Annotated in this window: 9 protein-coding genes and 1 tRNA gene; 5 read left to right on the plus strand and 5 right to left on the minus strand. The window is 72.7% G+C overall.

The window, feature by feature from the left end; translation table 11 throughout:
* Positions 1 to 38: 38 nt before the first annotated feature.
* Together rlmB and ACFVHO_RS17580 are read left to right on the plus strand one after the other, a co-directional pair.
* On the plus strand, positions 39 to 983 hold the full coding sequence (gene rlmB, locus ACFVHO_RS17575) for a 23S rRNA (guanosine(2251)-2'-O)-methyltransferase RlmB (protein ID WP_385714797.1): 945 nt from the start codon (positions 39 to 41) through the stop codon (positions 981 to 983).
* A 127-nt stretch (positions 984 to 1,110) separates the two neighbouring features.
* Positions 1,111 to 2,844 (plus strand): DoxX family protein, encoded by a 1,734-nt coding sequence (locus tag ACFVHO_RS17580; RefSeq protein ID WP_385714800.1) that lies wholly within the window; start codon positions 1,111 to 1,113, stop codon positions 2,842 to 2,844.
* Positions 2,845 to 2,967: 123 nt separating this feature from the next.
* Here ACFVHO_RS17580 and ACFVHO_RS17585 read toward each other — a convergent pair whose 3' ends face one another.
* From ACFVHO_RS17585 to ACFVHO_RS17595, 3 genes are all read right to left on the minus strand, one after another.
* Entirely contained in the window at positions 2,968 to 3,702 is a 735-nt protein-coding gene (locus ACFVHO_RS17585) for an NDP-sugar synthase (protein WP_385714803.1), read from the minus strand.
* 94 nt (positions 3,703 to 3,796) lie between these two features.
* Complete coding sequence (locus ACFVHO_RS17590) at positions 3,797 to 4,255, minus strand: hypothetical protein (RefSeq protein ID WP_087884697.1); 459 nt, start codon at positions 4,253 to 4,255, stop codon at positions 3,797 to 3,799.
* A gap of 240 nt (positions 4,256 to 4,495) precedes the next feature.
* Positions 4,496 to 5,632: an ABC transporter ATP-binding protein gene (locus tag ACFVHO_RS17595; protein WP_385714806.1), complete on the minus strand. Its 1,137-nt coding sequence runs from the start codon at positions 5,630 to 5,632 to the stop codon at positions 4,496 to 4,498.
* Positions 5,633 to 5,840: 208 nt separating this feature from the next.
* Here ACFVHO_RS17595 and ACFVHO_RS17600 point away from each other — a divergent pair.
* Positions 5,841 to 5,914: transfer RNA gene (locus ACFVHO_RS17600), tRNA-Thr, on the plus strand.
* 62 nt (positions 5,915 to 5,976) lie between these two features.
* On the opposite strand, the gene ACFVHO_RS17605 is transcribed toward ACFVHO_RS17600, so the two are convergent.
* Together ACFVHO_RS17605 and ACFVHO_RS17610 are read right to left on the minus strand one after the other, a co-directional pair.
* The gene (locus ACFVHO_RS17605) at positions 5,977 to 9,165 is read right to left on the minus strand and encodes a Tat pathway signal protein (RefSeq protein ID WP_385714809.1); all 3,189 of its coding nucleotides are present in this window, start codon (positions 9,163 to 9,165) and stop codon (positions 5,977 to 5,979) included.
* 154 nt (positions 9,166 to 9,319) lie between these two features.
* Positions 9,320 to 10,720: an NAD(P)/FAD-dependent oxidoreductase gene (locus ACFVHO_RS17610; RefSeq protein WP_385714812.1), complete on the minus strand. Its 1,401-nt coding sequence runs from the start codon at positions 10,718 to 10,720 to the stop codon at positions 9,320 to 9,322.
* A 113-nt stretch (positions 10,721 to 10,833) separates the two neighbouring features.
* Between ACFVHO_RS17610 and ACFVHO_RS17615 the strand changes: the two genes are divergently transcribed.
* Complete coding sequence (locus ACFVHO_RS17615) at positions 10,834 to 11,703, plus strand: DsbA family protein (protein ID WP_385714815.1); 870 nt, start codon at positions 10,834 to 10,836, stop codon at positions 11,701 to 11,703.
* A 182-nt stretch (positions 11,704 to 11,885) separates the two neighbouring features.
* Positions 11,886 to 12,788 carry an aminoglycoside phosphotransferase family protein gene (locus ACFVHO_RS17620; RefSeq protein WP_385714818.1) on the plus strand — a complete coding sequence of 301 codons (903 nt, stop codon included), beginning with the start codon at positions 11,886 to 11,888 and terminating at the stop codon, positions 12,786 to 12,788.
* The last annotated feature ends 59 nt before the right edge of the window (positions 12,789 to 12,847 follow it).

Here is a 12,847-nt window from a genome sequence, read left to right on the forward strand (position 1 = left end):
GCGCGGACGCGACCACGCATCACACAGACAGGTAGGTCATGGCCGCTAACAACCGCCGCATGTCCGGCAAGAAGGGCGCGCAGATCGGCAGCGGCGGAAAGCGACGCCGGGCCCTGGAGGGCAAGGGGCCCACGCCGCCCGCCGAGATGCGCAAGGGGCACGTCAAGCAGCGCGCCGCCAACGCCAAGGCGCGCCGCGCCACCGGCGGCAAGCAGGCGCCGCGCGGCCGGGGCGGCAAGTCGGCGTCCGAGCTGGTCGTCGGCCGCAACCCCGTCTACGAGGCGCTGCGCGAGGGCGTGCCCGCCACCACGCTGTACGTCCAGCAGTTCATCGACAACGACGAGCGCGTCCGCGAGGCGCTCCAGCTCGCCGGTGAGCGCGGCGACATCCACCTGATGGAGGCCCCGCGCCCCGAGCTGGACCGGATGACGAACGGCCTCAACCACCAGGGCCTGGTGCTCCAGGTGCCGCCGTACGAGTACGCGCACCCCGAGGACCTGGTCGCGGCCGCCCACGACGACGGCGAGGACCCGCTGATCGTCGCCCTCGACGGCGTCACCGACCCGCGCAACCTCGGCGCGGTCGTCCGCTCCGTCTCCGCCTTCGGCGGGCACGGCGTCGTGGTGCCCGAGCGCCGGGCCGCCGGGATGACGGCCGGCGCCTGGAAGACGTCGGCGGGCACCGCCGCGCGCACGCCGGTCGCGCGCGCCACCAACCTCACGCGCGCCCTTGAGGCGTACAAGAAGGCGGGCATCGCCGTGGTCGGCCTCGCCGCCGACGGCGAGCACGAGATCGGCGACCTGCAGGCCCTGGAGGGCCCGGTCGTCATCGTCGTGGGCAGCGAGGGCAAGGGCCTGTCCCGGCTCGTCGGCGAGACCTGCGACTTCCGGGTGCGCATCGACATGCCCGGCGGCGCGGAGTCGCTGAACGCCGGTGTGGCCGCGGGTGTCGTGCTGTACGAGGCGGCGCGCCGACGCCGCTGAGGGCGGGCGGGGCGGGCCCCGCCGACCCCGTCGAGCCGTCCGGCCCCGCCGGGTCACGGCTGCTTGACGGGGTCCGGACATTTGCCGTGGGTCAAGGCAGTGTCCAAACCACACATCACTCGGTTAGATGAGTGTGGACACCAGAACACCCCGCACACCCACGGGGGGACGCTCGTCAGGGTTCGACGACACTCCCGCGCTGAGCATGGTGAAGGTGCCCTGCGACCCGGCGCAGGTCATCGTCAATCACGCGAGCTTCCGCGTGCAGCTCCGGACCTCCGGGCGGACCCAATCGCCGCGTATCGCACGCGACTTGAACACCACGGACGACACCGTGCGGATCCCCGCCGCCGGGGCCGCGCCGGCCCGCAGGCGCGCCCCCGTCGTGTGGAGCGGCAAGTCCGCGCCGGGCGACCTCGACGCGAGCGGACTGCTTCAGGCCGTACGTGCGAGCGGTGTGCGCCGTTCGGCCGAAGGGAGCGGCCGCGACGCCTTCGACGACGGCGGTTCCACCCAGGTCATCCCGCGCGTCGACCTCGACGATCCGTACGCCGACCCCGCCGAGACCGCGGCCTTCACCCCGCCCCGCGACCCGGCCGAGACCGCCGCCTTCACGCCGCCCCGCGACCCCGGCGACGGCACCCGGCTGCTCCCGCAGATGCGGCTGCCCGGCAGCGCCGACGACGAGCACCACGAGGCCGAGGCCGCGCGGTACGACGACGACGGCTACGACCGGGACGGCAGGGACACCGCCACCGGGCGCCGCGGCGGCACCGGCACGGCGGCCGCGCAGCGGCACGCCTACTTCCCCGGCCGCCGCCTCAACCTGGGCGTCGTGCTGCTCCCGCTGCGCGTCTTCCTCGGCTTCATCTCCATCTACGCCGGCATGGGCAAGCTCTGCGACCCCGTCTACTTCGACGGCGGCGAGCGCGGCTCCATGGTCAAGTGGCTGAACTCGCTGCACCCGTGGGCGCTCGCCGAGCCGCTGCGGGACTGGGCGCTCCAGCACCCCGTGGGCGCCGGTCTCGTCATCGCCTTCCTGCAGGTCATCGTCGGCGTGCTGACCGTGCTCGGCCTCTGGCAGCGGCTCGCCGCCTCCATCGGGGTGCTGCTCTCCGCGGCGCTCCTGGTGACGGTGAGCTGGAAGACCGTCCCGGCGTACGACGCGCCCGACATCATCTACCTGGCCGCCTGGTCCCCGCTGATCATCGCGGGCGCGCCCGTCTACTCCGTCGACGGACGCCTCGCCAACGAGGCCTGGCGCACGCTCGGGCCGCGCGCGGAGCTGTGGGAGCTGCGGCGCCGGGTGCTGCGGCGCGGCGCGCTCATCGGGACCGTCGTCGTCGGCCTCACGCTGCTCGTCGGCTCGCTGCTCGGCGGCGCCGTGCGGGACGCGGACCGGGTCACCGTGCCGGGGCCCGGCGAGTCCCCGCGCAACGAACTGCCCGGCTCTCCCCTGCCGGAGGACTCCGACGGCGAACGCAAGCTGCGCCGCGACAAGCAGAGCCCGTCGGCGACCGCCGACGGCGCGCCCACGCAGGGCAGCACGGCCAGCCCCACCCAGGGCGCCGAGGGCACCCCGGGCGCGGCCCCCGAGACCGGCGGCGCGAGCCAGGGCAGGCCGAGCGCCACGCAGGGCACCGACGGCCAGGCGCCGTCGTCACAGCAGCAGCCGCCCACGCAGGAACAGCCGCCCGCGGCCAGCAGCGGCCCGGCCGCGACCAGCGGCGGCACGGGCGGGGGCTCCGGCGGCTCCACCGGCGGTGGCGGCACGACGGGCGGCTCCGGCGGTTCCACCGGGGGTGGCGGCACGACGGGCGGCGGCGCGAAGCCGGGCCTGCTCGGCGGTGTCCTCGGCTGAGGCGCCCGGCGCGCCCTGCACCGGGGCCCGCGCCTCCGTACGTCCCTGGTACGTCGACGGGGCCCCGCACACAGCGTGTGTGCGGGGCCCCGTCGACGTATGCGCGACGAACTCAGGGACGGGTCAGCGGTTCTGGGCCGCCAGCTCCTTGGCCGCCTCGGTGAGGTCCTTGGCGGTGTCGATGGCGCGCCAGTAGGCGCCCTGCGGCAGCGGGAAACCGGCCAGGCGCTTCTCCCGGGCCAGGCGTGGGAACGTGGTGCGCTCGTGGTCGCCGCGGTCGGGCAGCAGTCCGGTGAAGGCCGCCGAGAAGACGTACACGCCCGCGTTGATGAGGTACGGCGACGGCGGGGCCTCGATGAAGTCCGTGATGTGGCCGAAGGCGTCCGTCTCCACGGCGCCCCAGGGGATGCGGGGGCGGGCCAGCGCGAGGGTGGCGGTGGCGTCGCGCTCGGCGTGGAAGGCCGCCATGTCGCGCAGCGAGAAGCGGGTCCAGATGTCGCCGTTGGTCGCGTACCAGGGCCGGTCGGCGTGCGGCAGGTGCGCGGCGGCGTACTTGAGGCCGCCGCCGCGGCCGAGCGGCTCCTTCTCGACGACCGTGGTGACCTTCAGCGGCAGGTCCGCGGACTCCAGCCACTCCTGGAGCACCTCGGCGAGGTGGCCGCAGGAGATGACCGCGTCCGTGACGCCCTCGGCGGCGAGCCAGGCCAGCTGGTGGCCGATGATCGGGGTCCCCGTGCCGGGGATCTCGACCATGGGCTTGGGCCGGTCGTCGGTGTACGGGCGAAGGCGTGAGCCCTGGCCGCCGGCCAGGACGACGGCCTGCGTGGGCCGTGCGGGGTGGTGGGCACCGGTGGTCATGACGGAACCCTACGCGGCGTACCGCGCAGGGTTCTGTGCCGCCTCGGCCCCTGTGTGGCCCCTACCGGCCCTTGTCGGCGCCGTACGGGAGCGCTCAGCCGTTCTGGTGCGCGGCGACGCCGGTGGCGAAGGACGTGTCGCAGACCGGGCGCGCGTAGGACTGGGCGCGGCTCGGGCCGTACGCCCGGACGGCGGCGCGGCCGAGTGCGCGGGCGATGGACACGCAGTGCTTGGCGAGCGAGGGGTGCCGGTCGACCTCCTGCTGGAGCTGCGTGAGGGCGACGCCGGGGTTCTTCTCCTGGAGTTCCAGGAGGAGCCGGTGGCGCAGGACGTCCTGCGGGGCACGGGACTTGGCCGGTACGGACAGGTCGCCCGCCGACGCGGTGAGGACCGAGTCGGAGGAACTGCCGGACCAGTTGACCCGGGTGACCGCGAGCGTGCCGGACAGCACCAGGACGACGGGCAGGACGAGGGCGAGCGTGCGCCCGATGCGGCGGCCGGGGCCGCGGTGGCCCCGGCGCGACTTCTGGGTGTGGTTGGCGGAGTGCGTCACGCGAGTGAGAGTAGCGGTAGGTGATGATTTGGCGACATTTAGTCACCCGGTCGAGCTACGGGGGCAGGTGTCTTTCTGCTCGCGCGTTGACGCACAAGGATCGAAATGACCGATGTGCCGGGGTATTTGTCGACAACCCTTGACGGGGGCGGGGGCGAGGAGTGTGCGGCGTACGGCGGCCGGGTACGACGAGGGGCCCCGCACCGGAGTGCGGGGCCCCTCGTCGTGAGTGGCCGGTGATCAGTCGCTGAGCCGCTCGCCCGTCGACGTCGAGAAGACGTGGGTCTCGCCCGGGCGGGGCACGACGTGCAACTGGGCGCCCTTGTCCGGCACCTGGCGGCCGTTCACACGGACCACGAGGTCCTTCTGCTCGCCGCCGACCTCGGCGGTGCCGTAGACGTACCCGTCGGCGCCGAGCTCCTCGACGACGTTCACGGACACGGCGAGGCCGGCCGGGGCGTCCGCGGTCTCCTTGGAGAGGGACTTCGCGGCGCCGCCGTTCTGCTCGACGATGTCGAAGTGCTCCGGGCGGACGCCGACGGTGACCGTGCGGTCGCCCTTGTCGGCGGCGGCGGACAGCGCCTCGCGGTTCACGGGGACCACGGAGTTGCCGAACTTCACGCCGCCGTCGGTGATCGGGACCTCGACGAGGTTCATCGCCGGGGAGCCGATGAAGCCCGCGACGAACAGGTTCGCCGGGCGGTCGTACATGTTGCGCGGCGAGTCGACCTGCTGGAGCAGACCGTCCTTGAGGACGGCGACCCGGTCGCCCATCGTCATGGCCTCGACCTGGTCGTGCGTGACGTACACCGTGGTGATGCCGAGACGGCGCTGGAGCGAGGCGATCTGCGTACGCGTCGACACACGCAGCTTGGCGTCGAGGTTCGACAGCGGCTCGTCCATGAGGAAGACCTGCGGCTCACGGACGATGGCGCGGCCCATCGCGACGCGCTGGCGCTGACCGCCGGAGAGGGCCTTGGGCTTGCGGTCCAGGTACTCGGTGAGGTCGAGGATCTTCGCGGCCTCTTCGACCTTCTGCCGGATGGTGGCCTTGTCGACGCCCGCGATCTTCAGGGCGAAGCCCATGTTCGCGGCGACCGACATGTGCGGGTACAGCGCGTAGTTCTGGAACACCATGGCGATGTCCCGGTCCTTCGGCGGCAGGTGCGTGACGTCGCGGTCGCCGATCCGGATGGCGCCGCCGTTCACGTCCTCCAGGCCCGCGAGCATGCGCAGGGAGGTGGACTTGCCGCAGCCGGACGGGCCGACCAGGACGAGGAACTCGCCGTCCTCGATCTCGATGTCGAGACCGTCGACGGCGGGCTTGGTGGAACCCGGGTAGATCCGGGTCGCCTTGTCGAACGAAACAGTGGCCATGGTGAGGGCCCCCTTCACCGGCAGGAACGTGCCGGACGATCCGAGTAAAGGATGGGTCTAGTCCACGTGGGTGAACTGTCCGTGACCGTACCCCGCAGGTCGTTGGTCTGTCAGTAGCCGGAAGGTCACGACCTTCGCGGAAATTTTCGAGACGCCCCCCGGCCGTGTCGGACCCGTTGGTTACACTGCACGGGCACGTCCCCGCACTGCCTCCTTAGCTCAGCTGGTCAGAGCGCCGCTCTTGTAAAGCGAAGGTCGTCGGTTCGAATCCGACAGGGGGCTCCGGATGGCGAAGGCCCCGGCATCGATGAGGTGCCGGGGCCTTCGTGCGTTCCCTCCCGCGGCTAGCGGGCGACCGCGTTCGTCGCCTTGCTCGTCGCCGTTCCGTCGCGGTGGCCGGTGCGGTGCGCCGTCACCTTGACCGTGATCTTCTTGCCGCGCTGGGCGGACTTCACGGTGAGCGAGGACTTGGTCGCGCCGCTGATCGCCGTTCCGTTCGCGTACCACTGGTAGGAGTACGAGTTCGGGGCGGGCGACCAGGTGCCCTGCGCGGCCTTGAGGACCTTGCCGACGCGGGCGGTGCCGGTGATCGACGGGGCCTTCGTGGCCTTGGGCGCGGCGCCCTTGGCGACCTTGACCGGCGAGGAGGTCGCGGTGGCGTCCGGACGGCCGGGCTTGCGCGCGGTGACGGTGACGGTCAGCTTCTTGCCCAGGTGCGCGGCCGGGATCTTGTACGACGATGCCGTGGCGCCCTCGATCGCCGTGCCGTTCGCCTTCCACTGGTAGGCGTACGAGGAGGGCGCGCCCGTCCAGGTCCCGGTGGTCGCGGTGACCTTGGAGCCGACGGCGGGCGTACCCGTCACCTTGGGAGCGGTGGTGTTGCTCAGCTCCGGTTCGGTGACGGTGAAGGTGCCGCGTGAGAACTCCATGCCGCCGGTGTGGACGCTCATGCTCCACGTCCCGGCGGGAACGCCCGTCAGGTCGAGCGTCGCCTTCAGGGTGCGGTGGTCGGCGGACACCGACGTCGTCTTCGCGGTGAGGGTCCTGCCCGCCTGGGAGAGGCGGACCGTGAAGTCGGGGTGGAGGGCGGTGCCCGTCACCGTGAGCGTGTGCTTGGTGCCACTGGCCGCTGTCTTGGGGGTCACGTCGGTGACGGTGACCTTCTCGTCGCCGCAGGGGCCGCGCGTGCACTTCATCGTGGCGCGGTACGAGGTGCTCGACGCCTTCTCCGGGAGGCCGAGGAGGAGGACGGAGGGCTTGCGCGGCGTCGAGGAAGATTCCGTCACGCCGCAGTCGTAGCCCTCGCCGTCGTCGCCCGAGAACCAGCTGCAGCCGTTCTTCCACTCGCTGTTGTAGAGCGCGGGGACGGCCGTGTCCGTGGCTCCGGTGGTGTCCGTGATCTCGGACTCGAAGTGGTCGCCGCCGGCGGTGGGCAGGACCGCGCACACCGCCGTACGGGACTCGTCGAGCTTGCCGGTGATCGGGCCGTACCCGTAGGCGACGGACGGGACCTCGGCGCACTCGGGCGCGGGGCCCTCGGCCGTCGCGACGCGAAGGGCGTCGAGGCGGTACTCGGGCGCCGCCTTGCGGTTCGCCGGTACCTGGACGAGCACCTGGTGGTTGGAGCTGCCGGTGACGGCGCAGGCGCTGTTGCGGTTGGAGCAATTCGACTCGTCGCCGCCGAGGACGGTGATGTTGGCGGTGCCCAGGGCGTCCCGTACGTCGACGTGCAGGACGTCCGTGGCCTCAGAAGTGGTGACCTGGTGGCAGCGCAGGGAGCCGGGGGCGCCGTACGTGCCCTTCACGGAGGGCCCGCCGACCTTGGTGGCCGGGGTCTTCGTGCAGCCCGCGGACGACGCCGTCGACGTCACGTCCCGGCGCGTCAGGGTGTAGTCGGCGGCCTGGTCGCGGCCGGTGACCAGGACGGTGTGCGCCTTGCCGGGCGTCAGCGCGCAGAGCGTCCAGCCGTCGGTGGTGGCGTAGCGGTCGCAGACGCGCTTGCCCGAGGAGTCGAGCACCGAGAACTTGGCGGGCACGTCACCGGAGGTGTTGACGAGCTGAAGCACCTCCGCCGACGTGTGGTCGTCCGCCGGGATCGTCAGGCAGCGCGAGAACGTGCCGTCGCCCGTGGCGAACGTGGCCTTGGCGCCGTCGGCCGCGAAGCTGCCCGCGGGCAGTACGGGGCAGTCGCCCGCCGCGTCCGTGCGGTGCACGGCGACCCCGTACGGGCCGGTGCGGGGGTTCCCGTCGGCGTGGACGAGCGCGCGGTAGGGCGCGTCGCCGGTGAGCGCGCAGGTGCCCGCGGCGAGCTTCTCCGCGTCGCACTGCTCGGTTCCGGCGCTGTCGACGACCTCCACGTCGGCGTCGACCCCGGAGCCGCCGAGCGGGGTGAGGGCCGCGACCCTGGCGTCCTTGGGCGCGGTGAGCCGCAGGCAGTCGTACTGTCCGGGCGTGCTGAACCTGCCCTGGTGGAGGCCGGGTTCGGCCTTCACGCAGCCGCTGTCGGAGGCCCGGTCGAGGACGACCAGGTCGCTCGGGGCGGAGCGGAAGGGGGACTCTCCGCCGAGGACGGCCGTGTAGGTGCCCGCGGAGGGCAGTCGGCAGGGCTCCTCGGTGGTGCGGCAGACGGTCTTGCCGGAGCGGTCGTGCACGCGGACGGAGGCGCGGTCGGTGTCGTCCTCCTTGGCGACGGAGCTGACGAGATACCTGCCCGCCTTGTCCGTGGTGACGGTGAAGCAGGGCGTCGTCGTGAAGTCCTGTGCGGTCAGCGGGCCGTACGGCCGGACCGGGACGGACGGGCACCCCTGGGGGTCGTTGAGCCGCCGGGCGTCGACCGCGTACTGGGCGGGGAAACCGCTCCCCGCGTGGGTGACGTGGGACAGGACGCGGTAGGGGCCCTTGCCGGGCAGGACGCAGCTGTCCTCGCCGTCCTCGGGGTCGCGCGGACAGATCCGGGCGCCGGTGGCGTCGGTGATCCAGGCCAGGGTGTCGCCGTAGACCTTCGTGCCGTGGGTGAGCTGGATGCGGTCACCGGGTTCGGCGTCGAAGGGCTGGCAGTCGACCTGCACGCGGCCGGAGGAAGTCCTGGAGACGGTCGGCTGGTCCCAGCCGGTGCCGGTGGACGCGGCACAGCCGCGGGTACCGCCCAGCGGGACGACGGCGAGGGCCGTCTTCGCCTCCTCGAAGCCGTCGTTGACGACCTTCACGGTGTAGGCGCCCGCCGCGGGCAGGTCGCAGACGCGGTCGGAGCAGTCGATCTCGGTGTCACCGCGGTACACCTGGCGGTACGCCTCGTTGCCGCCGGCGTCGAGCGTGATCTGGTGGAGACCGGCTTCGGTCGCGGAGAAGGTGAAACAGGTGGTCGCGTCGGGCGCGACCACCGCCCTGCCGACCGCGTCGCCCGGGTCGCCGAACGGGGCGAGGGCCAGCGGCGCGCACTCCGGCTCGGCGGCCCGCGCGGTCGCCGTCGGCAGCACCGCGGGGACGCACAGGGACAGCAGCGCCGTCAGGGCGAGCAGCAGGGCGAAGGGCACCGCGGGTCTCGCCGGGGCAGGAACGGGTCTCGCGGCGGAGTCAGGTCTCGCAGAGGTGTGTGGTCGTGGCATCAAGGCCCCCCCGGGCTGGACGAACAAGATCGTGTGATCGTGACACAAGGGTGTGACGTTCAGCGCCGGGGGATGGCTGGTCTCAGTGGCGTCCGGCGACCCGGTCAGCCAGCTGTGCCAGCCGGGACGAGGCCGGGCTGTGGGAGCTCTCCTCACGGCGGTCCGCCGCCCGGAACGTGGCGTACATCCCGTGCACCCCCAGCCACCGCAGCGGCTCCGGTTCCCATTTGCGGACGCGGTGGTTCACCCAGGGCAGGTCGGTCAGGTCGGTCTGGCCCGCCTGGCCCGAGTCGTGTTGGACCAGGTCGCGGAGGGTGCGGGCGGCGAGGTTGGCGGTGGCCACGCCGGAGCCGACGTAGCCGCCCGCCCAGCCGAGGCCGGTGGCGCGGTCCAGGGTGACCGTGGCGCACCAGTCGCGGGGCACGCCGAGGACGCCCGACCAGGCGTGGTCGATGCGGACGCCGGTGAGCTGGGGGAAGAAGCGGACCAGGATCTCGCGCAGGGCGTCGACGGTGGCCGGCTGCGTACGGCCGTCGTTGTCCGTCCTGGAGCCGAAGTGGTACGGCACCCCGCGGCCGCCGAGGGCGATGCGGTCGTCGGCGGTCCGCTGCGCGTACATGTACGCGTGCGCCATGTCGCCGAGCGTCTCGCGGCCCGCCCAGCCGATGGTCTCCCAGACGTCGGCGGGCAGCGGGGCGGTGGCGATCATCGAAGAGTTCATCGGGAGCCAGGTGCGCCGCTGGCCCTTGAGCGAGGCCGTGAAGCCCTCCGTGCAGCGCAGGACGTAGGGGGCGCGGACCGTGCCGTAGGGAGTGATGGCGTGCTTCGGCTTGATCTCCGTGACCGGTGTCGACTCGTGGATGGTGACGCCGAGCGCCTCGACGGCCGCCGCGAGGCCCTTCACCAGCTTCACCGGGTGCAGCCGGGCGCCGTGCGGCGTCCAGGACGAGCCGACGGCCCCGGCGACCCGGATCCGGTCGGCGGTCTCGCGGGCGCCGTGCAGCGTCCGGTCGTTCTCCCCGTACGAGAGTTCCGCCTCGTGGAAGGCGCGCAGCCGGGCCAGTTGGGCGGGCGTGTACGCGACTTCGAGTACGCCGCCGTGGTGGACGTCGGCGTCGATCTTCTCCTCGGCGGCGACGCGGATCACCTCGTCGACGGTGGCGTTCATGGCCTGCTGGAGGCGGACGGCGGCGTCGTGGCCGTGCAGGCGGGCGTAGCGGTCGCGGCCCGCGATGCCGTTGTAGAGCCAGCCGCCGTTGCGGCCCGAGGCGCCGTAGCCGCAGAACCGCTGCTCCAGGACCGTGACGCGCAGGAAGGGCGCGGCCTTCTTCAGGTAGTACGCCGTCCACAGGCCCGTGTAGCCGCCGCCGACCACGCACACGTCGGCCGTCGTGTCGCCGGTGAGGGGTTCCCGGGCCGTGGGCAGACCATCGTCCGCGTACCAGAAGGAGATGCCGCCGTTCACGGTGTTCGTGCTGCTCATGGGGCGGGACGTTACTGGTCGCGTGAGCCGCTGGGCAGGGGTCGGATAGATTTTCGGGCCACTGGTACCGACGTTGGCACCAGCGGATGTACGACGTTTTTGGAGGGCTGTTCATGGCCGTACGGGCCGTACGCAAGGCCGGGCGCAAGGCTGGGCGCGTGGCCGCCTCGGTGACCGCCGTCGCGCTGCTCGGGGTCGCCGTCACCGCGTGCGACTCCGACGACGGCGGGGACGACTGGATGGACGCGGGCAAGAAGTCGCCGTCCGCTTCGGCCTCGTCGTCGGATTCGGCTTCGGATGCGGATTCGGACAGTGGGGCGTCGGGCGGTCCGTCCGACGGGGGCTCCGACGGTCCTTCCTCCTCGTCGTCGCAGGAGGTCGTTCCGGAGGCGAAGGTTCCGCCCGTCTCCGTCGAGCGGCTCGCCAAGGTGCCCACCGCCGTGAAGGGCGGCGTGATCACCGTCGGCAAGCCGGGCGCCGAGCACACCGTCAAGGTGTACGAGGACGCGCGCTGCCCCTTCTGCAAGAAGTTCGAGGAGGGCGGCGCACAGGCCCTCGTGGGGCCGCTGGCCGCCGGTGACGTGAAGGTCGAGTACACGATCGCCTCGTTCCTCGACCGGAACCTGGGCGGCAGCGGCTCGGTGAACGCCGCGAACGCCCTGCGGGCCGCCGTGGAGGCGGGCAAGTTCCCGCAGTTCCACTCCGCGCTCTTCGCCAACCAGCCCGAGGAGAGCGAGGACGCGTTCACGCCCGCGTTCCTCCTGAAGATCGCCGACAAGGTGGGCCTGCGCGACGCCGCCTTCCAGAAGGCGGTCACCAACGGCACGTACAAGAGCTGGGTCGGCACCGCGATGGACGCCTTCACGGACGACGGGGTCACGGGGACGCCGACGGTCGTCGTGGACGGCGAGAAGGCGGCGAGCGAGGCGCTGTACACGGAGGCGGGGTTCCGGAAGGTGCTGAAGGACGCGGGGATCTCCTGAGGCGGCGCGGGGGCACGGGGGCACGGGGGCCCGGGGGCCCGGACGGGAGCGAGGCCTCCCTGTCCGGAACGTGGCGCGTCCCGTGTCCGGAACGTGGCGCGTCCCGTGTCCGGAACGTGGTGCGTCCCGTGTCCGGAATAAATCGCATGTGGTGATTCCGGTACGTCGGTAGTGTCGCCCGCGTGATCGATATCAAGGTCCCTGACGAGCTGATCGAGTCCCAGTACGAGTACGCGGGCGAGGCCGGTCGCGCCTTCATCGCCGCCCTGCCCGCGCGGGTCGCGGAGTTCGTCGACCGCTGGGAGCTGAAGGTCGTCGGCGAGTCCATGTACGGCATGGCGGCGCTCGTGCTGCCCGTGCGCCGGGCCGACGGCAGCGACGCCGTGGTGAAGTTCCAGGTCCTCGACGAGGAGACGGAGGGCGAGCCGGTCGCGCTGCGCGTGTGGAACGGCGACGGCGCGGTGCGGCTGCTCGACTACGACGACGCGACCGGCACCATGCTGCTCGAACGCGCCCGCGACGGCCTGGAGCTGTCGGAGTACGCCGAGACCGGCCCCGCCGAGACCCGCAAGGCCGTCGTCATCCTCGCCGAACTCCTCGCCCGCCTCACCTCCGTACCCGCCCCGCCCGGCATGCGCACCCTCGGCGACATCGCGGGCCGGATGCTCGAGGACACCCCGGCCGCGCTCAAGGCCATCCGCGACCCGGGCGAGCGCGCCCTGATCGCGCGCTGCGCGGACGCCGTGCGCGAGGTCGTGGGGGAGCCCGGCGACCGGATGCTGCACTGGGACCTGCACTTCGACAACGTCCTCGCCTCCGACCGCGAGCCGTGGCTCGCCATCGACCCCAAGCCGCTCGCCGGCGACCCCGGGTTCGACCTGTGGCCCGCCCTCGACAACCTCTTCGAGGCGGACGAGGTGTGCTGGCGGTTCGACGCCATGACGGAGATCCTCGGCCTGGACCGGGAGCGGGCCAGGGCGTGGACGATGGGGCGGCTGTTGCAGAACGCCCTCTGGGAGATCGAGGACGGGCGGCCGCTGCCCGCGGATGATCTGGAGGTGGCTCGGCGGCTGTTGGGGCGCTGAGGGGGCACTCGCGTTGACGGGGGCGGGTGTTGGGGTCGGCGTGCGTCGCCGTCCGGTAG

This window comes from Streptomyces sp. NPDC127108 (assembly GCF_042677545.1).
Classification (GTDB): Bacteria; Actinomycetota; Actinomycetes; order Streptomycetales; family Streptomycetaceae; genus Streptomyces.